The following is a 25,210-nucleotide window of genomic DNA, read 5'->3' on the forward strand; positions in this document are numbered from 1 at the left end:
TTTAGTATGGTTTACCGGTCAAAAGTTCATGAAGGTCAAAATATTGCCTTCCTGAAGCAAGAACCTCACCCAACAACAGCTTTCTTGCGGTCCAACAGCAAAGGGCTGCTCCCAACATGACCTCGGAGGCCAACTGTGGCCAAGATTTTAGCCTTGAACCCAACATCGGAAGGGATTCCTGCATCCGCGGAGAGATTTTCCGTGGATCAACGATCTTCATCAGTATCTCCAAACGTTTGGCAGGGTCGATTTTCTCCGGATCCCCAATATCCGTTCCCTCCAATAAACCGTGGAAGATCGGGCGGCCCGGTTCCAGATCGAACCTTTCTATATCCAACATCCCCCTATCATTTGTCTCCATGATGACAGGTACACCCAAATCCCTCGCCATCATACGGCTTTCGATCTTCACCTGCAATCCATCACAGACTTCCACCAAAAGATCCAATGGAGATCCTCCGCCGAAAAAATCCGAATAATTGTCCTTTCCCACCCCTAAAGGGAAGATCTCCACTTCAAGGTAAGGATCTATCTGGGCGATCTCTCGGGCGGCCAGGACAACTTTCGGCATCTCTAGATCCATCACCCCGGATTTCAAACGGTTCATATTGCTCAGATCCAGTGTATCGAAATCTGCCAGTTTAAGCCTTCCGCAAGTCCTTTCCATCGCTATCGTCTGTGCAATAGCAGCTCCAACAGACAGACCAATAATGCCGATTGTCTTTCCCCTTAAAAGTTGTTGTTCCTCCGATCGGATCTTCAGTTGGTTACGGTTTGTCCTGACCTCTATGAATTCTTCCTCAGAAAGAATGTGCACTAGGCTACGACTCCAGGGATAATACACCCATAGGCCAAATTCTTCAATTGGAATTCCTTTTAGAACGGAATGGAGAAAATCACCGAAACCAGAAAGCACCCCATCAGCTGGAAATCGGCACAGATAGAGGTCCACCAACTGGCTCTGTATCTGATCGTATTCCTGATCGATGTGGCCGTCCATCCGCAGCATATTGAGCTTCAGTAGGTCACTGGGGTTAGACAGATCGTAAAAACAGGGGCGGTATTGCCACTCCAGGTTCGGGAAATCAGGTTCTTTCATACTATAGGATTATGATTTTATCAGGATCGTTCTCTTTTGTTATGCTGCGGGGACCATTGGACATCTGTATGATCCGATTCAGGTCCCATCCCTCCAGATCATTAAGGCCAAGATCGTAATGTATCTCTATCTCCTTTGAGCGAAGGGTCTCAATCCTTGCTCCGACCCCCATTTGCCGCAGGTCCAGAATGGCCTGACGATCCAGTTCACTGGCTAGGGAGAGCTCCTCAACATCATCGAGGACCATGGTTGTTGCCAAGAGGTCCAATTTAGGGTAATAGAAGGTACCATTGTTACCCACACCCGTCTCCTGCCGGTAACCGACAGCCTTCGTGAGGTTTATGGTGTATGGCGCGCAGAGCGCAAAAAGTGACTTTAACCCAATCTTCGGTGCAATGGCAATTGCAGCCCTGGTCAAAAATATACTTCCGATACCATAGCCTGCAATCTCCCGGGAATTCCACAGTCCACATCCCTCACCCGTGCCGGACTGGGCATGGGCCCAAACTAGATCAAAAATCTTGGGATCCATCATTCCCGTCGCCTCTTCTATGGGAAGGGCCTGTGTTCCGCCAGCCACATGGATCCGGGCACCCCCATAAACGAAATTGCCATCAAGGGATTCAACTATCAGTACGAAAGCTGCCGGATTGAACATCCAATCATCTTTTGAGGAAGTGACCTTTTTGACTCCAATGGCAGTCAGAACGTGTTCATGCCCCTTGATGAACCTTTTGCACGTTTCAGGATCATCGATCGCGCGAAATGCCCTAAGTCTGACCGTAGGTCGATTGTTATTGAGTATAAGAGACACAATTGATTCAATTTTGAAATAGCCAAAATATGGAAAATATTCGATAGTCGGATAGATGTTAAAACATTTTAGTTTCAGAAAAGAACCTGGGAAAACCGGAATGCCCATGATCAGAAGATTTCGGGTTAAATCCAAAAAAGTGGTCCAGGAAGCATACATGTCGGCTTATCCTATAGTCTATGGTCAATTACCCCTCTTTCTAGGCACATGGATATAGCTATTTTTTTAGGGGTATATTTCCTGAATGATTCTACACTTAACTTTATTGAGCACCTGATTTCATAGGGAGTTCATATGCAGCAGTTAAAACAGGACATATCATGAATACCGGAGAGAATATCCAGGGCCTTCGAAAAGTGGGCGATCTGAGCCGAAGTATTTCGGTAGTACTTCTGATGCTCCATTATTACGTTCTGTTCTATCCAGAACTGCTAGGTACCGGTCTGACCAATAGGTTTTCCGACAGGCTCTTGGCCGGTTTATTCAAAACAGGATTTCTGGATGTTCCGGTCATAAAATCTGCGATTATATTCTTTCTGGTACTTTCCCTATTGGGGGTCAAAGGCAAAAAGGATAAGAGTCGCAAAAGCCACATAGCCCTGTCCATCTCCTTGATAGGATGTTCATTCTACCTGTTTGGTCATATGGCTCTTGCGGTAACCGGGAACCTTTTTCTTTCGCTGATCTGCTATACCATCATTAATTCACTAGGATACCTTCTCCTTATTGTCGGTATGACCCAATTTGCCAGGATCATCCATCTGGAAAAGGGTATTCAGGATATCTTTAATTCAATCAACCAGACCTTCCCCCAGCAACAGGTCCTTTTGAAGAATGAATATTCGATCAATCTGCCGACTGAATTCTCCCTTGGAAGTAAAAGGAAGAATGGGTGGATCAACATTATCAATCCGTTCCGGGCAATCCTGGTACTTGGAAACCCCGGATCAGGAAAATCATATTATGTCATAAGACATATCATTTCTCAACATATCCAAAAAGGGTTCACCATGTTCGTATACGATTTTAAATATGACGACCTTAGCCGGATCGCCTACCACCATTGGAAGAAAAACCGTAGCGGTTCAACGAAATCCACATCATTCTTCAGGATCGATTTCGATGATCTCCAAAGGACGCACCGATGTAACCCTCTGGAACCTTCGGCCATGAAGGACATTACCGATGCTGCCGAATCGGCAAGAACGATTCTTCTGGGGCTCAACAGGGATTGGATTAAACGTCAGGGCGATTTCTTTGTGGAATCAGCGATCAACCTCCTGACTGCAGTCATATGGTATCTCAGGAAATATGATGAGGGGACCTATTGTACCCTCCCCCATGTCATCGAACTCATGCAACAGGACTATGACCGGCTCTTCTCACTTCTGAGGAGCCAGTCAGAGATCCAGGTCCTGGTGAACCCTTTTGTCAACGCTTATTTGAATGATGCCATGGAGCAGCTCGAGGGACAGGTAGCTTCGACAAAGATCGCCCTTGCCCGAATTTCCTCGCCCCAGATCTACTATGTTCTCTCAGGTAACGATTTTGACCTTGACATCAACAATCCGGACAATCCGAAGATAATTTGTATGGGAAACAATCCCCAAAAGATACAGACCTATGGTGCCGTGCTTTCGCTCTATGTGAACCGTTTGATCAAACAGGTCAATAGAAAAGGTGTGCTCAAAAGTAGCTTGGTGTTCGATGAATTCCCAACGATCTATCTAAACAACATAGACAGTCTGATCGCTACTGCCCGGAGCAACCGGGTATCCACGACACTTTGCGTACAGGATATCAGTCAATTAAGAAAAGATTATGGCAGGGATCTCGCTGATGTCATATTGAACATCGTGGGAAATGTAATATCAGGTCAGGTTTCAGGTGAGACCGCAAAACAGCTATCGGACCGTTTCGGACGGATCGTCCAGCCCAAAAGGAGTATTTCGGTCAATTCCAATGACACCTCCGTCAGCCATTCAACACAATTGGATACGGCCATCCCTGCATCGGTCATCTCCTCCCTATCCGCCGGAGAATTCGTAGGTCTTGTCGCTGATGATCCAAAGAACCCGGTTGAACTGAAATCATTCCATGCCAGGATCATCAACGACCATCGCTCACTGCAACTCGAGGAACAGGAGTATTCCCCCGCTGAGCAGATTGGAAACCTACAGGAGAAATATGTCCATGATAATTACAGGTTAGTAAAATCCGAGGTATCCGATCTGGTCATATCGGAAATGGACAGGCTATTGTCCGATCCTTCCCTCAGGCACCTGGTCGTTTCGAAAAAATGATTTGTCCAATCTTCCTTCTCATCCCTGGAAATTCATGCTATAACAAATGTAGGAGTGGACCCCAAGGTAAACCTTACAATTGATTTGAAGCATTGTAGCCCAAAATAAGGAACTTCTAAACAAATCCCCTAAGAGAGAGTGCTTCATCCTCTTTAGCCCTCATCCGGGATTTATCTCTCTTGTCCTTATCCTGATAGCCGCAGAGGTGGAGGATCCCATGGATCAGCACGCGATGGAGTTCATCGGTCTGGCTTACCCCAAATTTTATCGCGTTCTCTCGCGTCCTGTCCACGGAGATAAAAACATCTCCCGCAATGGTATTCCCATCCTGGGAAGAATCAAAGGTTACAATATCCGTATAGGTATCATGGGCCAGATATTGCCTGTTGATCTCCAGAAGGTAGGCATCAGAGCAGAACACGAAGCTCAGTTCACCAATGCGCCTAAAACCTTCCTGCTTGATTACCGCAGCGATCCATTCCCTTATCTTCTTTTTATTTTTTATGGAAAAATCTATATCCTCCGAGAAAAAATGAATATCCTTTAATGCCATTATGATGATTTACTTTGCATGTAAGATTGCAGAATAATGGTGGCAGAAATACTGTCCACAAGACCTTTATCATGTAGTCTCCTTTTAAGACCAGATTCGGTGATTGTCCGTTGGGCAATTTTTGAAGTAAACCGCTCGTCAACTTCGACCACAGGGATATTGGGGAAACGCTTCCGTAATTTACGTATGAAGCCGCGAACATGTTGGGCAGACTGCGATTCAGTCCCGTCCATCTGCCTGGGGCTTCCCACGACAAACGTTACCACTTCTTCCGTCTTAAAATATTCCGTCAGAAAATCCCATATCGCATCTGGGTGCAGGGTCTTTAGTGACGTTGCGATCAATTGCAAGGGATCGGTAACCGCTATCCCCAGTCTCTTGGTCCCATAATCAAAGGCCATTATTCGCATATCTTTCCTTTTAGGACAAAAATACACATTGTTGGCCCTTTGCCAATGAAGGTTGCCATATTTTTTTCAAATACTCCAAAGTGACAAACCAACCAATCATTTACTTGATCACAACCGTACATCTACATAAAACGGACCTGTCCTCAATAGTGATTCCCCATTTGGAACCGGCAATTTCAAACGATTCCAAATTCCCCAATGGTCTGATATCCTGATTGGAATTCTTGAAAAGCCACATAGAGTTTCCGAGCTGGTATTCTAGGCTACCATTTCGTATCTCCGGCAGAAATAGCCACAAAGCTAAATTTAAGACACTTCCAATCCTTGGGAAATCCCCCTAAATCGCAGATAAAATTAAACTATTCCAGTCTTCAGGTTGTTCCTTAACAAAACGTATTATGGAGCATAAGATACCAGCCCAGCACGAAGGCAAAAAGATGGACATTGTGGAATCCGTAGATTTTCAAAATGAAACCACTGCAAAAGAATTTTTCTCAGAGGCAAAGGCTCGATTACTCAGCATCAACAAATGGTTTCAAGTTGCTGAACTGCCCGCTTCAAGTTTTGAACTTCTGGATGCATCCGGACAACACAGTAATGAAGAACCGCAAGAAGGAGATTTTATAAAAATTGAAATTCCAGGTCCTGGCCTAAAGAGTACAGGAGGGTACGACTATGTGCAAATCGAACAGATAAGTGTAACTTCTGGGATTGACCAGGATCTTATTACTTTAACTGTCCGTCCGAGCTCACAACCCAATGTCGAAGATGACCATGAGACCAAACATTTCTTTAAAAACTTGGCAACTTCCACGTTCCAAGTAAGAAGGGTGGGCAATACCGTAACCGCTAATTATTATGGTCGAAACGAGCTGATGAATCTGCGACTAGATTCATTTATGGACAGGATAAGGAACCTGTTTGTAGCTCTTGGAGCAAAGTTGGGTGCCTCTTCTGTACAATGGGAGGCTTTGGTAAAGGGAATTATAAAGACCTAAATATATTATTTACAAAATAAACCTATTTCCATGTCCTATCGTACAGAGTAAACTTGGTATAGTCATGATTTATTGTTAACTTAAACTGGGAAATTCGCAGAACAAGGCCATTATAGGGTGGGGCCTGACAAATATGTCCATTCGGTTGCGCATTTTTTTTCAGACTGAAGAGCCGATCCTGACCTACTTCCTTGTTCCCTTTACCCAAAAGAATGGTCAATTCAGTGAAGTCACGTAAATCCGGTAGTTGATCGCCGTGTACGACCTTGTGCTTAAACCAGTTAACCAAGATATGGATAAAATGGATTTTCGGTTCGACATCGCTTTCCTGCGAGGAATGGCCATCATTGCTGTGGTACTGTACCATCTACATTTACCATATTTTAAGAACGGCTATCTAGGAGTAGACATCTTCTTTGTTATCTCTGGGTACCTGATGTGCAATATATTATCGAAAGAGGGAAAAATCGGTAGGAGTGAGATACTTGAATTCTATATAAGAAGGGCACGACGGCTTATACCAGCACTACTACTGATGTTGACAATAGTTTTCCTTTTGGTGGTACTCTTACTTCCATCAAAGATTTATGACCACTCCAGATTTTCGATTGTTAGCATTCTTCAGGTGTCCAACATGTACTATTACCTGGTTGACGATTATTTTCAGCCTTCATCAAGGCTCAATTTTCTTCTTCATACCTGGACACTTTCCTTGGAGTGGCAGTTCTATGCCCTGTTGCCCTGGATTTATTTCCTACTTTACCGGTTCTTCCCTTCGGCTTTGCATAGACGGAGTGTCAGCTTCATGGCCTTACTTACCCTGGCATCATTTCTAATCTATATAATCTTCTCCGAAATAGATGCATCGCTTGCTTTCTATTCACTTCCATCAAGGGCATGGGAATTTCTTGCCGGGGGGACGGCAATGGCGGTTGCAGACCGTGCAAGGCCGATAAGATCGGGGCCCGGGCGAAGATCAATCAGTATTCTGCTCACGTTGGTCCTCCTATTTCTATTGCTATGTCCCATCGAATGGTCTAACCTGCCATACGGTCGGCCATTAGCAACTTTCCTGACCGTAACCGCAACTTCCATTATTTTAACTCTTAACCTACATTTCTCCTTTTTCAGGTTTGGACCTGTCATCTGGACATCCTCAATCTCCTATTCACTCTACCTATGGCATTGGCCCCTATTTGTCCTTGGTAGATTCCTGGGTTCAGGAACAACCTGGTGGATAATTCCCCTACTACTTCTTATGGCAATATTTATTGCTCAGATTTCATACGCCCAACTAGAATCAAGGCGAGATTCTATAAACTGGAAGCCCGTACTGGGCGTAATTATTCTGCTATCGTCATTGAGCGTACTGGGAACCACGGATTCAATCCGGAAATCCATCTTCCCTGATCAGAAAGATAATATTACCCGGTCCATACAGGAATACCCCCGCAGAATGGCACCGATCCAATATGGATTCGGACAGGGCCACTTGCGGTCCAAGGAGGATTTTTTTCCTGAACAGGTGCTCAGCGGTTTAAAATTCTCAGATTCACTCCCAAATTTCCTGCTTTTGGGCGATTGCTATGCAGCGATGTTTTCCACCAGTCTAAGGGAGATTGCCCGATCAGAGGGGGTGAACCTGCTACAGGCGACCTGCGACCACACGTTTCCAGCCCCTCACAGCACTTCCCCATTTTCAGGTCCTGCAAATAAAATGTCCTTCCTCTTTCGGCAGCTGATCCCCTTGAATGCTACCAGGATCGATATGGTGATAATCGGCGCGAACTATTCAGGTTATACCAAGCGACAGATCCTGGAATACCTCAGCTCGACGGAGGAATTTTTTAAAGATCATGGAATTCCTGTTAAATACATTGGTCAGACCGAAGGGTATTCGATCGAATTTCCCATAATCCAAGATCTTCATGAAAGGTTTGGGATGGCCCATGAGAGATTTTTAGAAAATAAAAGGAAAATAGTGAATGAATTCCTTCGGAACTCTCAAATTTCTGATAGGTATATCGATGTATACCTTAAGGCAAGCAGCAGGGAACGGTTACCCCGAAATTCCTTGATGTACATGTACGATTCGGAGCATTTATCCTTGGTGGGAACCGATAACCTCAGTGGTATATTGCGTAGGAACATCTTTGCAGAAAGGCCTTAGGTACCCTGTATGATTCTCATTTGTACAGCATGTCCCAAAGCTCAGGTCAAATTGAAGATCCCTGTGGCAGGATAGAGCAGACTTAATAGCTATATTTATATCTGATTTTATATCAGATGAATATTGGTAAGGGCCAGGAATTGACCGAAATCCACATTTTTGCAAAATGCAGCAAAATTTCCTTTTTTATGATGCAGATAAACCTTTGGACCTACACTGTATCATATAAACGTTGGATAACTATCGTAGCCGTCAGGGAGATCCCTTCATCAAAGGATTGCACCAATACCGGATTTGTGGAAGCAGTCGTGGCATAATCTTGCCGAATGTACATCAGGAAGACATTCAAGATGTCCCGAACGGACCTTCTTAGTGATCTCTTGTACAAGGATGAGCATTCTGTCGAATATTTCACGATCCCACCTGATTGCTGAAGCACTAGGCAACATGGAAAGAAACGCAGACCTTCCCTCGATCTGTCGAAAATTGTTGTTTTTGGCCTGGGATAACCGAACAACGCCTAGCAGTTCCGTTCCAATAGGTCTATAACACGCAGTCTTTCCGCTCCAGGGAGTTCCATAAACCATAACCTTCCCGTCACCATGGATCCTCACGGCAGGATTATCATCATTTAGTAGTTCAAATTCCTTAAATTCCCTTAGCCACATTCTGGAATGCGTGCTCTTTCCCGTTCCGCTCCTTCCCAGGAAGGCAAACGCTCTGCCATTGCCCATAACCACCGATGCATGCAGCAGAAGCGTTCTGTGCGCAAGGACCGTCTGGCCAAAGCTGATCATTATCAACCAGCTCAATTTAGTGTAGTTGAACCTGTCTTTTGGTCCAGGGGAGATCCATGACCTTGAAAAATCACTATTGCTGAGCATTCGCCATCCAACTCCGCCCGATTCATCCAGAATGCTGGTGAGATAGAATCCGTTTATGATCTCAAACCTGAACCGAGCATCCCAGATCTCGGATATATCGCTTAACAGTATCCTATTTCCAAAATCCTTTCCAAAATCCAAGGTATCTTCAATAACAATGTCAAGGATACCAGGAGCGGCGGGACCAGAGGTTAAAAATGGATGGAAATTCTCCATATTCTCACTTAGCTCCAGACCGCAACAATCGTGGATTGACAGCGAATGACCCGCTATGGAATAGTTTAAGATCTGCAGGGGAACGGTACAATTCATTTTAGGGTCCATTTTTTACCTGATAATTTACGAATCTGTTTGTGCCAACAACCTTTTGTTACCATGGAAATTAATTTCAGTAGACAGTATAAACATCTTCCCAATACCCTCTTCGAACCATTTAATCCTGATACTTTCTCATCTGCCTAAGTCTAGGATTCTGCAGGCTTACCTCTCATTCCCGAGGGCCATGCAAGTTGTAATATTGGAAGGCCTCCTCCCTGATCTCCCCTACATCAAAAAAAAACTAACAAAGAGGGAGGAACCGCAGATGTCAATAAAAAACTATGGATAGAGAAGGTTTTCTTTTCGGAATAGACCGATGATAGTCTTTGAATCCCTATCTGCCACGTCTTCTGTAATTCCATATCTTTCTTTTAGGAGCATCTGCGCACTCTCCATTTCGAATTCCTTTCCTTGCAACTGTGTAAATAGATAGGCTGCAGTATGGTTGAGAGAAAAAACCCTTGAGAAATCCACCATCCCCTGGTCCGGCTCTACAATAAGATAATCATCCCCAATTTTTCTTAGGGTCAGTTCGGATCGTATTTTCATGCGACAATCATTTTAAATTAAAAATTGCCCGGTAAAACCCTAGCAGGTCCGTACCGGGCATTATCTGAATTATTTAGAGAAAAGGATGGACATTTAGTTCCTCACACAACGAACGTTCTTCAATGTGGATTCCAATACCCCAAGCCCACCTACTGTGATGGAAGATAGAGGCTCAGCGGTATTTGTTCCAGCAACATAAGCTGTACCACCAATTGTAGAACGGTTACGTGCATGGTATCCCCAAGCGCCAAGACCAAGATTGATGAGTGGAGGTAGGCTAATCGAGATATTTCCGGTCTTGCTCCACAGCGCAGCTTCCCTGGCGTGAGTATCTCCTAATGCCAAACTTACAAGTCCCGCCTCGGTACCTGTGGTTATTACATTGATGTTCGTAACCTGTCCATTGTAATAAAAACGCAGGACATTGGAAGCAGCATCAAATGCTGTACTGGTGCCACCCGCAACTGGTGTATACTGGACATAATTACTCGCAAAGGTCGCCCCAGGGGCATTATCTGGAATAAGGAGCCCTGTAATCGATCCCAGAACAGAGGAGAGTAGGCCACTGGAAGATGTTAGCACCGCAGTTTCCGTATTTGTTGGTTGTCTCCATACTCCTTCTGGGTAGACCAACGCACATGGGTCTCCAGGTGCAGCCTGGAATCTCCTAGGAAGAATCCCTCCAAAGGCAAAATACCCCCTGCCATCCGTAACTGGGTTCAACTGGTTCACCGCATAGAACCTATATGGGTTCCGGCCCGGAGAATAATACAGATTGGAACGAGCCCAGTTCACTGTTACACCACCTTGTGTAGTCCTGAGTGGGCTTTCCACCATGTTGAGCAATACCCTATGGCTGTTCCCGATCACAGGTGTGATCCCTACAGTGGGAAATGTATTTGTGCTCGTGAAGTTCCGTGTGATCCCATCCGAATGTGCAAGATTCAAGCTGCTCACACTAACCACAATATTGTTCTGTGCGGTCGAGTCGACCGTGAAAGCATAGGCAACCTTTCTGTCTGCCTGTCCTTCCTCCAGATTTACGAAACTGTTCCAGTTCAACGTCTGCGTGGAATCTTTAAGTTCCGACCAAACACCAGTGGTGATGTTCAGTTTTCCTGTTTTCATGGTTAGACCAGAAACGGTCACATTGGCTGAAGACATAACTCCAAAAAGACCCATTGAATTCAGCTCTATGGCTATCCTTGAAGTTTTGTGCCGAAACGTGATCGGTAGTTGGACAGGGGCTGTAACCACCGCAGGGATGGACAGCTCGCCTGCTGCATGGAGAACATCTTTCCCCATAGGAAGATCGAGTTCAGTGGAATTGGGCGGAAGATCGGGAACACTCTGAGCGGTATTGTAGCTCAGTGCATACCACTGATAGCTCTGACCAGCCTGAACGGCAACATTCGCTGTACCACCAGATTCCAGTTCTGTGGAACTCCTAAGAACACCACTTTGGAACAGGAAAAGACGGTACTTGATTCCAGGAGGGATTGCTGCTGCCCTGTTCGCATCTGATCTAGAAGATGATACGCCAGATGTACGTAGCCCACGTTGTACTAGGGGGACCTCGAACCTGTTATCAACCCTTAATTCGGCATCATAATCTCCATAATTAAGCAGGGATGGAGTATTATGCTCCCTTTTAGATGATGCCTTGGGACCAGTTTCCTGAATAGGGCTTTCCTTAACACCTGCGAAGGATACGGACAACTGAACCTCCGGACCTTCCAATTGTTCATTTCCTGTTTCCTTACTGCAGCTAAACATAAAGCAGCCAGCAAAGGCCAATAAAAGGGCACTAGCCGCCTTATTGGCAAAACTTTTAAATATCGGTTTCATAATAGATAGTTTAAAAGTCCTATTGGAAATCACCGTTCTGGGTTCCGCCACCTGAGGTTCCCCAGTCATCAAGTGATGAATCTGAGGTGATCGAAGCCGAAGCAATTCCCTGTTCCAGCTCGATAATGAGCACCTTCAATGAGGGTGTCTCATAGAGATTGTTTTCAAATTTGTTCATACTATACACTTTGGATTAAAATTTCACTTGTACTTTCTTATATCATAGGAGTTTGTTTACGTAATTAATTTGGTCAATCGTGTTCAAAAGAGCCTTTTGGAAACCCTTTTTAACTAACTGGATATGTTAATGACACTCAAATTAGGAAAAAGTTTTATTATTATAAAATTTTGTTGCCCACTATTTTTGAAAAAGTACGTTTTTCTTCAAAATCGTTCAGAATTAGGCCTGTTCTCCCGAACTTTCTGGAATTGAAATAGATCTTTAGCTGCCTGATATAATTTTTATCATGGACTCCTGCCCTTACAACATAAAGTGTCAGATCGACCAATGGAACGATGATCTGGGTATCAGTTACTTTGGAATATGGAGCAGAATCCAGAATGATATAATCGTATTTTCCAGAATAATGCTCCAGTAACCTTTCAATCCTTCCATTGAGCAGTAGTTCTGCAGGATTTGGTGGTACCGTTCCTGAAAATATTACATCTATTTCTCTAGGACCGGTATCTTTTTGCAAAAGGGCCTCATACGGCACATTTCCGGCAAGGTAGTCACTAAGTCCATTGGTCCTGTCATCAGGTTGGGAGGTTAGATAGCGGGACAAATTGGGAGCTCTCAAATCAGCCCCGATCAATAGGACACGGTATCCAGCCAGTGAATGGATCGTTGCAAGGTTCACAGAAACAAAACTCTTACCTTCGGAAGGAATACTGGATGTGACCAGGATCTTTTTTGCCCCTGCAACTTCAGTTCGGCCCAGCATATAAGGAATGTTCGTTCTTACCATCCTCAAAGATTCGGTAAATCCCGAGTCGAGATGTCTTTCAAGACCAACTACCGCTGAACGAGGCAATGTCCCAATCAACGGAACCGGCAAGTCCTGCAGGTCTTCAGGGGAATTGATCTTGTTGTCAAAAGCGTTTTTGATATAGATCATCAGAATTGGGGCCACGATCCCTATTCCCAAACAGATCAAGAATACCCTTATTGGCCGCGGTGAAATAGGCGAAGAAAAACTATAAGCTGTGTCTACTATTTTAAGGTTTACCGGCTCAGCATTAATAATTAATTTATTCTGTTCAATTTTTTTTAACAAAAAAAAATATATAGCTTCAATTACTTTTTCATCTCGGAACATCTTTTGAAAATTATCCTCTCTTTCAGGATAAGATTTAAGATAAGAATCATCTAGATCATTCTGATAATCGAAACTATTAATTTGGTGAAGGAGATTAATTTTTAAATTCTCCAAAGCCCTTTTAATTGAATTCCTCATTTCTGAAACTGTCTTTTCAGAAACAATATATTCAGGGTGTTCCTTACCAACATATCTACTAAGGTCTATTAAATCAATGATTCTTTTGTTATACTCTTCAACTTGCAAGGAAATGGAACGCTCATTTAATCCTAAATTTACCGGAAGGATAACATTATTATTTGAAATATATCCGATAAAACTTTCTATCATGTAAAGCGAGGTTTTAAGATCCAAAACTTTTTTTTGGCCTAATGAAAGATTCTTTAATGAAATATCAACCATTGTTTTTAATTCCTCTGATCCCCTTTTCGACTTTAACCTGTATTTTTTATTGTCTATACTCTTAAGATATTTTTCTATAATTTCAAAACGAGTTGAAATAAAATCCCCAGTTTCCTTATATATACTCAATTTATCTTGAGTTCTAGACCTATTATATTGTTGAATTAAGCCATTAATTATGATTTCCGCTTTTCTTTTATTATTAGTTCTCATAGAAATTGGAACTAGAAAAGATTTTATTTCACCCTTTTTTCCAATAGTCATTTGTTCCTGAATTTCATTGACAGCATGTTGTAAAGGTAGGTACCTTATAATTATCGTTCCATTCCAATCATTTTTTCGAATAACTATATTAACGTGACCGATTGGTAATTTTAATAAAATCCCAGATTTATGTTCCCTCCATTCACTTTTTGGTTCCTTAATATAAACTGATGAGTTATTAACCTTAATCGAAAACTGATAAGGTCTATGAAACATAATTTTATCCTTGACTATTAGCTGTATAGGACTTTCGAATTCGGTTATTTCCTTTTCAAGTATCCTTCCCTGGAGATAATACTTATATTGGAGAGATTTTTCTAAAACTAGGTTTCGTAAAAAACTGCGCGACTTAATCACTTCTATCTGATCTTTTACAAAACCAGCCGACGATACAGATCTTTTAGCAAGGTCGGAAAATTCGGGTAAACCAGACATTTCTCCTGAAGGTTTTTTTTCATCTTGCAGTATGATTTTTGCCCCCGTAAGATAGGTGCGGGAGGCATAACGCAGATACATATATCCCGATAACATACAGAGAAAAAGCCAGAATAAAAGATACTTCGAATAGGAGAGAAGTTCCTTGACAAGGTTTTTTGAAAATGATTCCCCGTCTCTTATTCCAGATTGGTAATTGAAGGTAGCCATGCGCGACATTTAATTGGTTAGACAATGATACGATTTTCATTTTTGTAGCGCAACATCCACAACCGGATTCTTAAAGATGAACAATTTCTCCTAAGAGGAAAGCAGTAACATTCGAAGAAGAATAAAATGAGTTGCAAAATAATGGTCAATGAAGAAAAAAAACAAAAAAAACCCCTCCAGACCTATCTAGAGGGGCATTTCCAAAGTGTATAGTACCTCCTAGAAGTACTAAGTGTGCGTAAATATAAAAATTGAAGTGAATTCGCAAAGGATTTGCTAGCAAATTTTTTCGGAACATAAGAGGCCAAAAGATAAAAATCTTCAAGTAGCATTCGAACATATTTTCTTCTAAGTCAGCAATTGTAAAAAGTGGAATCATGTGACTTTTATTTTACCATTTCCAAAAATTCATTAGGTTTGTAGTCCCATTAAATGCATCATAAAAAAATCGCAGAAAATGCCGAATACCAGTATTACTAACCAAAAACCTACCCAATCCTTCTTGAAGGCTTTGCAGGCTTCTATCTGGTCTCACCCCTTAGATCCAACATTCTTTGAGGAACTATCGCCAGGGCAGTGGCAGCAACTCGTGAAGTTGTCACTCACCCAGACGGTGGAAGGATTAATTTGCCAATCGATACAGAATCTGCCGGGTGAGCTTCTTCCAAACAAAGAGCTTTTATTGAAATGGATCGTACGTCAACAGCGAGTAATATCTTATAATGAAAGGGTCAGCCAAACAATATCCTTCACAAATTCACTGTTCAGGGAAAATGGGATTAATGCTGTTCTGCTCAAGGGGATGGCAGTGGCCCAATATTATCCTGTACCTTTATTAAGGACAGGAGGAGATATTGATTGGTATTTCCCAACAATTTCTGATTTCCAGATGGCTAATAAACTCATGGCAATACATGGAGAGGATTACCGTATCCAGTCCAGGATTGACACCGATTACAGAATAGGGAAGGTTCCAGTTGAGCATCATAGCAGATTAATCAATATGTACAATCCCTTCGTACAGAAATTCATCAGAATGTTTGAAATGGAGGAAAAGTCTTTCGCCCGAACAACATTCATTGCTGGGCAAAATGTTCGAACACCATCAACTATTGCAGAAATCCTACTTATCAATACCCATATTCTCCATCACCAGATCGGTTATGGTATAGGATTAAGGCATCTATGCGATGCAGCATTGATCTACAAAAACTCTCACGGAAGATATGACAAAGAGCAACTAAAATACGCATATAAAAAGCTAGGGCTTCTAAGATGGGCGGAAGCCCATCATTACATGTTGACTGAGATTTTAGATTTAGATAAAGAGTTTCTCCCCTTTGCTCCTAGGAGACATTCCAAATGGAATGATCAGACGCTTGACCTCATGCTAAAGGGTGGAAATTTCTCTTTTTATGATCCTGGAAACCCTGATATTGAAACACCCTTTTCTAGGATCAATCGTCCTCAAAGGCTTACAAATTCTTTTTTCAGGAATTATAGGATTGCCCCTATGGAAGCGATCTGCTTCCCATTCACACAGTTCTACAGGAAATACCTAACCTTATAATAAGTCTAAAAGAGTTGAACTGGACATCATCTGGGAAGAATAGTATTTACAAATTTAAAAATCATCCGCTTACTTTATTCTTACTTCGTAAAGTTTTGTCCAATCCTTTCCCGTTACCAATAAAGTTTTGGAATCAGCCTTATAGGCAACCCCATTCATTTCATTGCCTGTCGAAGCGCGTTTGCCATCGTATAAACCCACAAAATTCACTTTTCCCTCCACTATTCCGGTATTCGGGTCAATGATCACCATGATATCCCTATCTGCATGGTAAAGATTCGCATAGACCTTACCATCGATGAACTCCAGTTCATTGATGCTATCAACAGGACCGTTATCATCATAGATAACGATGGAACCCGTTTCCTTCAGGGTAGTAGGATCCAAAAAGAATAGTTTATTGGTACCGTCCGATTTGATGAAACGTTGCCCATCATAGGTCAAACCCCAACCTTCCTTACTCTCGCCATAGGCAAAAGTACTCAGTTGCTTAAAGCTGGATTTGTCAAAAACCAACCCTTTCATCTCTTCCCAGGTCAGCATATAGATTTTATTTCCTACCACGGTAATCCCTTCTCCGAAACTTTCCGAAGGAAGATCATGTTTCTGCAATACTTTTCCAGAAGCAAGATCCACTCTACGAAGGGAAGAACGTCCCTGCATTCCTGTTGATTCGTACAATACCCCATTATCGTAATATAGCCCTTGGGTAAAGGCTGTTGAATCATGTGGAAAGATTTTGACCACCTCAAAAACATAGTTCTTAGGTGTAGGCGGAACGATCAACAATTCACTATAGGCCATATCCTCTTTCCCGCCCGAATAGATCTTAGCGGTCAATTGCTTATTTCCATAACCGAGCTCATTGGAATCAAATACCACCGTAGAGGTATCCGATTTACGTTCGAATACTTCACCATCGATCGCATAGACCACTGAATCCAGAATGGCATCTGTAAAGTTCAATTTCACCTGAACTTTATTGCCCTTCAGCACCTTACTGCCGGTGACCGGATTTACAAATTCCAGTTTTCCTTTTTGTGATTTACAGCTCATCACCAACAAAAAAGGTATCATCATAAGGGTTAAACCCGATAATTTCATAATCATTTTCATATTAATAGTTCCAAAAAGCGTCTCGTATATAGTTTACTTTATTCTCGATAAATGGGACCAGATCAAAACGGATTTCCCCTTCAAAGCCGGATAATTGTAGGTATGCAGCGCTGCCCTGCTCAATCGTTGTTTCTTCTCCTTGCTTAAGATCTTATGGATTTCCACAAACTCTCGCTTTCCCAACAATTTGACTCCCACAAACACCAGCACCTTTCCATCCATGCCGATCAGGTCAAGTTCCAAGTGCTTAAATCGCCAGTTCGTCTCCAGCACCTTCAGTCCCTTCCTCTCTAAGAATAACCATGCCATTTCTTCGCCTCTCTTACCTAAATCCGACACGTTCTATCCTCCAGAAATTATTTAACCACCGTATTCCCCAGCAAGCTCCCCAACAATTTCTCTCCTTCCTTCAGCATCTGGTATTTGGTCAACAGCATGGAAATCCCGTCGGCATCCTGCACCGTTTTCAATTCTTCCCGAATCTGATGCATTTGCTGTTCAATTTTATTCTTTTTCAACCGGAAAATCAACTGATTTACCAAATCTTTTAGTTGATCCTTCTCCTCAGGAACAAAAATCTTGCGTTTATCATCATTCCAATTCGGTGAGATATCGTATTTATTGGCCAAGGAATCCACAGCCAAGGCAGAAACTTCTTCATTTTCATCGGCGAAGAAAAACTTCGCTTCGGGCACCTGGTATTTCTCCGCTTGTCTTTTAAATTCTTCTACAATCAGCTTACAGGTTGGATCTACCAGTTCCACATCACTTAAGCTCGCCAACAGAAAAGGGGCAACCGGTACATCGCCATTCCCTTCCCAGGTAACCAGTTCTCGACCATAATTCAACAGTACGCGAACAAATTCCCGCTCCATCAGCAGTTCAGAAGAAATAACCTTTGGTTTAGAAACCTCCGGTAAAGCGATTCCTTTAGCCTGCATGGCCGCCAACATTTCAGCTGGAATAAATTCGTCCAGATTCGGCGCTGACGCCGCGGCGGCTTGGTTCGCTGACTTTTTAGCCTCTTTCCTATCCTTTGCCTTCGCTTTATCGATCCGTATTTTGTTGAGCTCGCTCAACAATACCCTTTCCTCTATATCCAATAGCGTACTACATTGTTTCAGATAAACAGACACCTTGATTTCATCGGGAATCAGAGCGATACTTTGCACCACTTCCCGGATCACCTCCGCACGCTTGATCGGATCCCCACCGGTATCCTTCAATAATATATTTGTTTTATAGAAAACAAAATCTTCCTGATGCTTGCTCAGGTATTCCTTGAACGCGCTGGCACCGAAACTCTGTATATACGAATCGGGGTCATTGCCATCTGGGAACAACAATATCTTTACATTCAAACCTTCCTCCAACAACATATCCGTTCCTCGCAGGGAAGCCTTGATTCCTGCAGCATCCCCATCATAGAGGATGACTACGTTCCTGGTATATCGGGAGATCAATTTGATCTGACCGGTGGTCAAGGAGGTTCCTGAAGAGGAAACCACATTTTCTACGCCAGCCTGATTACAGGAAAGGACATCGGCATAGCCTTCCACCAAATAACAGACATCGTTGTCGATAATGGCTTTTTTAGCCAGGTGGAGACCATAAAGTACATTCGATTTATGATAGATTTCCGATTCCGGGGAATTCACATATTTCGGAACGGTCTTATCTGTTTTCAAGGTCCTACCACCGAATCCCAATACGCGGCCGGTCAGGTTATGGATCGGAAAGAGCACCCTTCCACGGAATCTGTCGTAGAGCGACTTATCATCCCTTTCTACGGCAAGCCCGAGTTCGATGAGTAATTCCTTGCTGTATCCCTCCTCCTGCGCCTTGTCGACCAAGCTGGTCCAGGCATCAGGGGAATAACCCAGTTCAAATTTCTTGATGATATCTTCACGGTATCCGCGTTCCTTGAAATAGGATAGGCCGATGGAACGGCCTAGATCGGTATCCCAGAGTTGTTCGCGGAAGAACTTATTTGCCCATTGGTTGGTGACATAAAGGCTTTCGCGTTTATCCTGCGTAGCAATCTGCGCAGGCGATCGTTCCACTTCTTCAATAGGAATATCATAGCGATTGGCGAGGTATCGAATGGCCTCTGGATAAGGATATTTCTCATGCTCCATGATGAACTTGAGGGAGTCGCCTCCCGCTCCACATCCGAAGCATTTATAGATACCTTTGGATACCGAAACGTGAAAGGAAGGAGTTTTCTCGTTGTGGAAGGGACAATTCCCGATCAGGGAAGTTCCCCGCTTTTTCAGGTCCACGAAATCACCCACCACCTCTTCTATGCGAGCCGCATCCAATACCTTATCAATCGTTTCTTTAGTAATCAAAGCTAATATCCTTTCTCACAAATATAGGGAAAAATAAAAAGGTTGTCTTAACTAAGCAGACAACCTTTTCCTTAAAAAATAGTTAAAAACTATGCAATTTCTTTTTTATCCAGTCTTGCGAATATGGAGTTCTTGGAAATGTATTCCGGAACGATTTCCTTCAGTAGCTCGACCAATAACATCGGATTATGATCACCACTCTGTTTTACCACGATTCCACATAGATGCTCGATCTTCGACTGTTTCATTTCTAGATCATCAGTATTTACTCTTGCAATCATGATCTTTTCATGGTGTGTTTTGGTCGTGTTCTCATTATCGGCAAGCAGTTCTTCGTAAATCTTCTCCCCAGGACGTAAGCCAGTTACTTCAATTCCGATATCCTCCGGATAATTGAATCCTTTCAATCGGATCATACGAATAGCCAGATCCATGATCTTAACCGGTTGCCCCATATCGAACACATAAATTTCTCCCCCTTTACCCATCACGGCCGCTTCCTGTACCAACTGACAGGCTTCGGGGATGGTCATGAAGTACCGGGTAATATCCTGATGGGTCACGGTCAATGGACCTCCTTTTTTCAATTGCTTTTCGAACAATGGAATAACGGACCCATTGGAACCCAACACATTTCCAAAACGGGTGACAATGAAGTTGGTTTTGCTACGTCTGCTCAATCCTGATACATAGATCTCGGCAGCACGTTTGGTAGCTCCCATTACGTTGGTCGGATTAACCGCCTTATCGGTAGAAACCATCACGAATTTTTCAACGCCGTATTTATCGGCCATATCGGCCAAGTTTTTAGAACCCCATACGTTGGTCAAGATCGACTCATAAGGATTCTGCTCCATCAACGGTACATGCTTATAGGCTGCTGCGTGGAATACAATCTGTGGACGGAACTGCTCAAACACAGAGTCCATGAACTGTCTGTCGCGCACATTTCCCACCATGAACATCACATCCTTATGGCAGTTGCCTTTTAACTCCTGTTGAATATCATATAACGCTGATTCCGCCTGATCGATAACGATCAGTTTATCGAAATCGGTAAATCCGATCTGACGAACCAGTTCTGATCCAATGGAACCTGCTCCACCTGTAACCAGGATGATCTTTTCACGAAACATTTCGTGGATGACAGGGTTTTCCAATTTGATGGCTTCACGTCCTAATAGATCGTCGATCTTTAAGGTGCGTAGTTGTCGGGTGGCTACTTTTCCGCTCAACATTTTGGCGGAGGTAGGCATGATCTTCAATTTTACCGGTAGGGGTTCAATTAAAGAGGATATACGTGATAACCTGTCTTTATTATTATCATCCAATGCAATGATGATGCTATCGATCTTCAATCCACGCACATATTCTGCATTGAGTTTCTTTTGGTCTAATATTTTATAGCCATTGATCATTTTACCGATACGGCTCGGATTATCATCGGCAAAGGCCACTACTTTAACCTTTTTCCTTACATCGTTTCGTAGGAGATTCAGGGTGGTAGTTCCCATATTACCGGCACCAAAGATCAATACGCGCTCCACCTGTCTTCCACCGAAGAAGAACATCTCGTAAATGTTTTTGTAGAGTACGCGCGCGGCTACCAAACAAACGGTCGTAAAGAAAGCGTGGGAAAATAAAACGGCATAAGAAAGCCTAAAATATTGGCCTATTTCATCTTTATCGGTGTAATTAGGGCGAATAAACGCTGCAATCAACATCAAGGCGAACCATGCTACCGCTACCGCTTTAAATATAGACCAAGCATCACGGAAACCGGTTTGACGGATGATACCTCTATAGGTTTTGAAATATAGGAAGGAGAAGTAATAAACTATGGTGACTATAATGGATTTTTTTACCATTAATTCGATGGAAAATTTGCCACTAAAACTCGTTATTACAAAATTGGACAGGTAATAACAAAATATTACCATCAATATATCAATCATCAAGATAACCCATCGAGGGCTATCCTTACGGAAATATTTATTATAACCTGTTAAATTCATCCTATTCTAATTCGAGCTTATTAATATTATAGCAAACGTGCGGAACCTAGTTTAGTTTCAGGAATGTTCACAATAAACGTGCGAAGTTGATGCCATTAACCATTTTATATGTTTTATGCTTTTAATTAGTATGATATAGTTAATATCTCTAAACCGGTAAATGCCCGTACAAAAATACAATAAAATATGCCTAAGCATATATAAATCTTAATTTACAGAAAAAATTAATATGAAATTAACAGCATGATTTTACCTATTCAACAAAAACCCTTCTCTGCAAACGGTTGCAGCATCTACATTTGCTAAGCACCGTTATAAACCAATTGGAACATTATTAACAATTCCTTTAAAGATGTCGTTCATCCTTCGGAACAATTTGTTGTACCAGCGAATACCGGTGCAACTTGGGAGAAGCGCCAGGAAAGACTTCCCTTCGCCAGAAGTGGTGGAGGTCAGGTAGACTACCGTTCCACTTTTCTGTTTACCGACCATAAAGGCGATATTGGTCCTTAGGATCCGAATGGCTTCTGCCAGTGAGGAGGAGTCTTTTTACTTTAATTCGGTATGTTCGGATAAAGGTATTCCGCCCAGAATTGGCACTTGGGTCAATGTTTCCAGATCTTCCTGATCCATTACCTTATTGTTCAATAGTTGGTACAAGCAAATGATTCCGATAGGTATGTCAAGGCCAATTGCCAAGGCAATCAGCATGACGTAGGAGAGTTTCGGCGAAATTGGACGGCTGTACCCATACTTCATCCACCATCTTGATCACCGCCCAGGTAGCTGCAGCCTTTATGGCATTCTCTTCTCTTTTTTCTAGCAGGTATATATATATTTTCTCAATGGTAGATTGATTCCTAAAGAGTTCATTGAAAACAGATTCCTGTTTTGGTATACGAGAAAGTCCTGCGTTGAACTTATTTTGTTCCTGTAATATGAATGTATATTTTTGATCCAAGCATTCCCTATAATTAATAAGAAAATGTTGTAGTTTCTCACTGAGCTGAAGAAGTTTGGCTGTCATATTAATAACTACCGGATTTTCCTTAGTCGAGCTTTTCAACAATTCCTCTCGTTCAAGAAGAATGTCATTGAAGGCATTGATATCGGAGCTGATTGCAACATCCTGAAAACCTAGATTACTTGACAGAAGCCTAAGCTCCTTTTCAATTATTAAAGGAAAGAAAAAATCCTCAAGAGAAAGTTGCATCTTAGCATCCATCAACCGTTGTTCATTAATAGATGAGATACTTAAGGTCAAATCAGCTTCCAATTGAAGATCAAAACTGCCTTGCACCATTTTGGTGTGAGCTAATCTGCCGTCTACTTTGTCTAAGTTTTCTTTTATTAAGGACAAACGTTGTTCGATGAAGTGGATCGTTGAACTGGCCAACGATATTTTATCTTCCAAAATATCCTGGTTATAACTTAAAACTAAAGCATTTAGGATTTCCTTAGCCATCGTTAAGGATGGGTAGACCATGGAAATTCTGAGTGCGAAAGATTGCTTTTCTTTATTAGGGTTAATTTGTATCCTCGAGCGAAAATAATCCACGCCCATTTCCTTTGGGAGGCATTGAATCTTCATCTGCCTAACCTTCAATCGAGTATTAAATTTCTGCAGCAGCATTATTCGCCCCAATGGACTCGTAATTACTTGATTCAATTCCACCTGCTTTCCTGCATCATCACCCAATTTTAAGATAAATGAACCATCATACTTTATCTGTATCTTTATTTCGAGGGGTTTGGTATTTAAAATACTGCTATCTGCATCAAGGAATCGGATGGTATAAGGTGCTTCTGATTTGGCAATTTCCTTAACTTTTAGTTTTCCTTCTACATAGTAAAGTACATGAAAACCATACTGATCGAGCAACTTCCGGATAATCCTTCTCGACTGTATGATCAGAGTCTGATCATTGACAATAGAGGCCGAGGAATTGAAGAAGCCTTTTGTTATGCCTAGTTCTCCTAATCCAGAAAGTTGACCGGATGCTTTTTTTTCATCTTCTAATAAGATTGTTACGGAGGCGGAATAGCTTTTGTTAGAATAGCGGTAATAAGCATATCCTAGGAGCAAAAAAAAAGCAATGCGGAACAAAGGATCCACTTCCATCGGTAGATGTAGGGTTCAATTAATTGAATGGAATCTTGATTTGTAGTACTGTTTTTCATGTTTTCCTAGGGTAGGCTGAAAACAGTTTGTAGCCATTGCACTACAAATATAAGGTTCAAAATCAAGTATTTAAACTATTAGAAAGTACGTATTAATGATTAATTATTTTATGGGGTTATTTTTTATATTTTTTAATTACATTGAGGATTTTAGAAGTCCCATTTTATATTAATGATTAAAAAATTGATGAAAATAATTTTTTATTACACTATTAAAATGATATTGCAGGATAAATTAACTTTCCCAAATATTCATTAATATTTTTTCATTAATTAGACTTATATATTCAAGAATATGGGTCATGGCCAATTAAGAAAGGAAAAAAACTGTTTAAATTGGGGGCATCGGGTGGAAGAACACTTCTATCCACATTGTGGTCAGGAAAACATCGAAAACAGACAACTCTTCCATTACCTATTCTGCCATTTTTTCGAAGACTTTACTCGTTACGACGATCAATTCTGGAAAACCATGCGGAATCTTCTTTTTGCTCCTGGCCTCTTGACCAAGGTCTATTTAGCTGGCCAAAGACAGGGACAGGCTTACGTTCCTCCTGTAAAACTCTACATCTTTAATCCTTTATTACCTTTTTTATCGTTTCCTTTTTGGGGATCAATACTCATAAGAGTGCCGATCATAATAATGACCATGTAACAAAAACGAGCTTGAGCCCAACCATAGTTAGTAACATAGTATTTTAAAGGTTGCCTGGTCAGAGCCAGGATTAAGCGCCCAGGATTCAGCAGATATTAAAGATGAGTTGGCTTTTATACCCAATCTTAGCGGAAAAGATAGTTCATCAAATGAATACTCCTTAAAGGATGCTGAAATATATCAGGAAAAGAATTTGGCTGCCTATGATTCCGTGACATCCGCGAAAAACTCCCTTATAAGAAAAATCATTCGACCCTTTGCCAAGAAATTTTTTGAGTTCAGGGAGCAAGAGCTCACTTTAACGGAAATTATTCAAAAGTTTGTGATGGTCTTTATGCATACCTTACCAAAGGCTCTTTTCTTTTACTTACCAATCTTTGCACTTATTCTGTGGGTTTTCCATGATAAAAAGAAATGGTGGTATTATGAACATTGGGTATTTACCCTTCATTACTTTTCCTTCTTATTATTAATCGTGACATTCTTTCTTTTATTAAATATAGTCACTCGGATTTCTGAAAGTTATGGTTGGCAGGGTCATGCAAAAAACTGGTTATATACAATTGGTATTATCTATTATTTATTTCTTTATTTCGCATAAAAGATTTTATGACACAAAAAAAAGGACAAGTAAGTATTTGGATCGGTTTTATGGCCATGGTTATTAACTCCATAACGTTTACCTTATTATTGCTGGGGCTGTCCATAATGAGTTTAAGGTTGATTCATTAACTGGTTTTGAACAA

Annotated in this window: 22 protein-coding genes; 6 read left to right on the plus strand and 16 right to left on the minus strand. The window is 41.9% G+C overall.

Translation table 11 applies throughout. From position 1 onward, the window contains the following. Nucleotide 1 precedes the first annotated feature (1 nt). Together E3D81_RS15835 and E3D81_RS15840 are read right to left on the minus strand one after the other, a co-directional pair. On the minus strand, nucleotides 2–1,099 hold the full coding sequence (locus tag E3D81_RS15835; RefSeq protein ID WP_134778164.1) for a ThiF family adenylyltransferase: 1,098 nt from the start codon (nucleotides 1,097–1,099) through the stop codon (nucleotides 2–4). A gap of 1 nt (nucleotide 1,100) precedes the next feature. Further along, the gene (locus E3D81_RS15840) at nucleotides 1,101–2,072 is read right to left on the minus strand and encodes a hypothetical protein (protein ID WP_245153239.1); all 972 of its coding nucleotides are present in this window, start codon (nucleotides 2,070–2,072) and stop codon (nucleotides 1,101–1,103) included. A gap of 161 nt (nucleotides 2,073–2,233) precedes the next feature. Here E3D81_RS15840 and mobC point away from each other — a divergent pair, with 161 nt between their 5' ends. Further along, nucleotides 2,234–4,216: a conjugal transfer protein MobC gene (mobC, locus tag E3D81_RS15845; RefSeq protein ID WP_134778165.1), complete on the plus strand. Its 1,983-nt coding sequence runs from the start codon at nucleotides 2,234–2,236 to the stop codon at nucleotides 4,214–4,216. Nucleotides 4,217–4,331: 115 nt separating this feature from the next. Here mobC and ybeY read toward each other — a convergent pair whose 3' ends face one another. The 3 genes from ybeY to E3D81_RS17320 form a co-directional block, all read right to left on the minus strand. Next, on the minus strand, nucleotides 4,332–4,769 hold the full coding sequence (gene ybeY / locus E3D81_RS15850) for an rRNA maturation RNase YbeY (RefSeq protein WP_134778166.1): 438 nt from the start codon (nucleotides 4,767–4,769) through the stop codon (nucleotides 4,332–4,334). Then, on the minus strand, nucleotides 4,769–5,179 hold the full coding sequence (gene ruvX / locus E3D81_RS15855; RefSeq protein WP_099364909.1) for a Holliday junction resolvase RuvX: 411 nt from the start codon (nucleotides 5,177–5,179) through the stop codon (nucleotides 4,769–4,771). The genes ybeY and ruvX overlap by 1 nt, the downstream gene beginning before the upstream one ends. A gap of 100 nt (nucleotides 5,180–5,279) precedes the next feature. Further along, entirely contained in the window at nucleotides 5,280–5,477 is a 198-nt protein-coding gene (locus tag E3D81_RS17320) for a hypothetical protein (RefSeq protein WP_167554346.1), read from the minus strand. Nucleotides 5,478–5,577: 100 nt separating this feature from the next. On the opposite strand from E3D81_RS17320, the gene E3D81_RS15860 reads away from it, so the two are divergent. After that, nucleotides 5,578–6,177 (plus strand): hypothetical protein, encoded by a 600-nt coding sequence (locus E3D81_RS15860; RefSeq protein WP_134778167.1) that lies wholly within the window; start codon nucleotides 5,578–5,580, stop codon nucleotides 6,175–6,177. Between the two features lie 292 nt (nucleotides 6,178–6,469). Further along, complete coding sequence (locus tag E3D81_RS15865) at nucleotides 6,470–8,347, plus strand: acyltransferase family protein (protein WP_134778168.1); 1,878 nt, start codon at nucleotides 6,470–6,472, stop codon at nucleotides 8,345–8,347. 269 nt (nucleotides 8,348–8,616) lie between these two features. On the opposite strand, the gene E3D81_RS15870 is transcribed toward E3D81_RS15865, so the two are convergent. The 5 genes from E3D81_RS15870 to E3D81_RS15885 form a co-directional block, all read right to left on the minus strand. Beyond that, nucleotides 8,617–9,555, minus strand: a complete 939-nt coding sequence (locus tag E3D81_RS15870) for a hypothetical protein (RefSeq protein ID WP_167554347.1) — start codon at nucleotides 9,553–9,555, stop codon at nucleotides 8,617–8,619. A gap of 273 nt (nucleotides 9,556–9,828) precedes the next feature. Then, nucleotides 9,829–10,098: a PqqD family protein gene (locus E3D81_RS15875; protein ID WP_134778170.1), complete on the minus strand. Its 270-nt coding sequence runs from the start codon at nucleotides 10,096–10,098 to the stop codon at nucleotides 9,829–9,831. 93 nt (nucleotides 10,099–10,191) lie between these two features. Then, the gene (locus E3D81_RS15880) at nucleotides 10,192–11,946 is read right to left on the minus strand and encodes a fimbrillin family protein (protein ID WP_167554348.1); all 1,755 of its coding nucleotides are present in this window, start codon (nucleotides 11,944–11,946) and stop codon (nucleotides 10,192–10,194) included. 19 nt (nucleotides 11,947–11,965) lie between these two features. Next, nucleotides 11,966–12,133 carry a hypothetical protein gene (locus tag E3D81_RS17325; protein ID WP_167554349.1) on the minus strand — a complete coding sequence of 56 codons (168 nt, stop codon included), beginning with the start codon at nucleotides 12,131–12,133 and terminating at the stop codon, nucleotides 11,966–11,968. 151 nt (nucleotides 12,134–12,284) lie between these two features. Further along, complete coding sequence (locus E3D81_RS15885; protein WP_167554350.1) at nucleotides 12,285–14,576, minus strand: polysaccharide biosynthesis tyrosine autokinase; 2,292 nt, start codon at nucleotides 14,574–14,576, stop codon at nucleotides 12,285–12,287. Between the two features lie 457 nt (nucleotides 14,577–15,033). Here E3D81_RS15885 and E3D81_RS15890 point away from each other — a divergent pair, with 457 nt between their 5' ends. Further along, on the plus strand, nucleotides 15,034–16,146 hold the full coding sequence (locus tag E3D81_RS15890; protein WP_134778173.1) for a nucleotidyltransferase family protein: 1,113 nt from the start codon (nucleotides 15,034–15,036) through the stop codon (nucleotides 16,144–16,146). A 69-nt stretch (nucleotides 16,147–16,215) separates the two neighbouring features. On the opposite strand, the gene E3D81_RS15895 is transcribed toward E3D81_RS15890, so the two are convergent. The 6 genes from E3D81_RS15895 to E3D81_RS15920 form a co-directional block, all read right to left on the minus strand. After that, nucleotides 16,216–17,226 carry a glutaminyl-peptide cyclotransferase gene (locus tag E3D81_RS15895; protein ID WP_134778174.1) on the minus strand — a complete coding sequence of 337 codons (1,011 nt, stop codon included), beginning with the start codon at nucleotides 17,224–17,226 and terminating at the stop codon, nucleotides 16,216–16,218. A 69-nt stretch (nucleotides 17,227–17,295) separates the two neighbouring features. Next, nucleotides 17,296–17,601 carry a YraN family protein gene (locus tag E3D81_RS15900; protein ID WP_134778175.1) on the minus strand — a complete coding sequence of 102 codons (306 nt, stop codon included), beginning with the start codon at nucleotides 17,599–17,601 and terminating at the stop codon, nucleotides 17,296–17,298. 17 nt (nucleotides 17,602–17,618) lie between these two features. Further along, nucleotides 17,619–19,613 carry a DNA primase gene (gene dnaG, locus E3D81_RS15905; protein WP_134778176.1) on the minus strand — a complete coding sequence of 665 codons (1,995 nt, stop codon included), beginning with the start codon at nucleotides 19,611–19,613 and terminating at the stop codon, nucleotides 17,619–17,621. A gap of 89 nt (nucleotides 19,614–19,702) precedes the next feature. Beyond that, nucleotides 19,703–21,628, minus strand: a complete 1,926-nt coding sequence (locus tag E3D81_RS15910) for a polysaccharide biosynthesis protein (RefSeq protein WP_134778177.1) — start codon at nucleotides 21,626–21,628, stop codon at nucleotides 19,703–19,705. Between the two features lie 312 nt (nucleotides 21,629–21,940). Then, nucleotides 21,941–22,120 (minus strand): hypothetical protein, encoded by a 180-nt coding sequence (locus tag E3D81_RS15915; protein WP_134778178.1) that lies wholly within the window; start codon nucleotides 22,118–22,120, stop codon nucleotides 21,941–21,943. A gap of 190 nt (nucleotides 22,121–22,310) precedes the next feature. Further along, entirely contained in the window at nucleotides 22,311–23,750 is a 1,440-nt protein-coding gene (locus E3D81_RS15920; RefSeq protein WP_134778179.1) for a hypothetical protein, read from the minus strand. 354 nt (nucleotides 23,751–24,104) lie between these two features. On the opposite strand from E3D81_RS15920, the gene E3D81_RS15925 reads away from it, so the two are divergent. Both E3D81_RS15925 and E3D81_RS15930 read left to right on the plus strand, forming a co-directional pair. Beyond that, nucleotides 24,105–24,464 (plus strand): DUF3667 domain-containing protein, encoded by a 360-nt coding sequence (locus E3D81_RS15925; RefSeq protein ID WP_209023080.1) that lies wholly within the window; start codon nucleotides 24,105–24,107, stop codon nucleotides 24,462–24,464. A gap of 106 nt (nucleotides 24,465–24,570) precedes the next feature. Further along, entirely contained in the window at nucleotides 24,571–25,065 is a 495-nt protein-coding gene (locus tag E3D81_RS15930) for a hypothetical protein (protein ID WP_134778180.1), read from the plus strand. Nucleotides 25,066–25,210 lie beyond the last annotated feature (145 nt).

Source organism: Sphingobacterium sp. CZ-2 (genome assembly GCF_004526235.1).
In the GTDB taxonomy this organism is placed as follows: Bacteria; Bacteroidota; Bacteroidia; order Sphingobacteriales; family Sphingobacteriaceae; genus Sphingobacterium; species Sphingobacterium tenebrionis.

Bases quoted from the DNA above. Each gene is read 5' to 3' on its own strand.
- mobC (WP_134778165.1), top strand. From the start codon at position 2,234: ATGAATACCGGAGAGAATATCCAGGGCCTTCGAAAAGTGGGCGATCTG.
- E3D81_RS15910 (WP_134778177.1), bottom strand. From the start codon at position 21,628: ATGAATTTAACAGGTTATAATAAATATTTCCGTAAGGATAGCCCTCGA.
- ruvX (WP_099364909.1), bottom strand. From the start codon at position 5,179: ATGCGAATAATGGCCTTTGATTATGGGACCAAGAGACTGGGGATAGCG.
- E3D81_RS15865 (WP_134778168.1), top strand. From the start codon at position 6,470: ATGGATAAAATGGATTTTCGGTTCGACATCGCTTTCCTGCGAGGAATG.
- E3D81_RS15880 (WP_167554348.1), bottom strand. From the start codon at position 11,946: ATGAAACCGATATTTAAAAGTTTTGCCAATAAGGCGGCTAGTGCCCTT.
- E3D81_RS15840 (WP_245153239.1), bottom strand. From the start codon at position 2,072: ATGTATGCTTCCTGGACCACTTTTTTGGATTTAACCCGAAATCTTCTG.
- E3D81_RS15895 (WP_134778174.1), bottom strand. From the start codon at position 17,226: ATGATGATACCTTTTTTGTTGGTGATGAGCTGTAAATCACAAAAAGGA.
- E3D81_RS15915 (WP_134778178.1), bottom strand. From the start codon at position 22,120: ATGGTCGGTAAACAGAAAAGTGGAACGGTAGTCTACCTGACCTCCACC.
- E3D81_RS15920 (WP_134778179.1), bottom strand. From the start codon at position 23,750: ATGGAAGTGGATCCTTTGTTCCGCATTGCTTTTTTTTTGCTCCTAGGA.
- ybeY (WP_134778166.1), bottom strand. From the start codon at position 4,769: ATGGCATTAAAGGATATTCATTTTTTCTCGGAGGATATAGATTTTTCC.
- E3D81_RS15875 (WP_134778170.1), bottom strand. From the start codon at position 10,098: ATGAAAATACGATCCGAACTGACCCTAAGAAAAATTGGGGATGATTAT.
- E3D81_RS15925 (WP_209023080.1), top strand. From the start codon at position 24,105: ATGGGTCATGGCCAATTAAGAAAGGAAAAAAACTGTTTAAATTGGGGG.
- E3D81_RS15885 (WP_167554350.1), bottom strand. From the start codon at position 14,576: ATGGCTACCTTCAATTACCAATCTGGAATAAGAGACGGGGAATCATTT.
- E3D81_RS15870 (WP_167554347.1), bottom strand. From the start codon at position 9,555: ATGGACCCTAAAATGAATTGTACCGTTCCCCTGCAGATCTTAAACTAT.
- E3D81_RS15890 (WP_134778173.1), top strand. From the start codon at position 15,034: ATGCCGAATACCAGTATTACTAACCAAAAACCTACCCAATCCTTCTTG.
- E3D81_RS15835 (WP_134778164.1), bottom strand. From the start codon at position 1,099: ATGAAAGAACCTGATTTCCCGAACCTGGAGTGGCAATACCGCCCCTGT.
- E3D81_RS15860 (WP_134778167.1), top strand. From the start codon at position 5,578: ATGGAGCATAAGATACCAGCCCAGCACGAAGGCAAAAAGATGGACATT.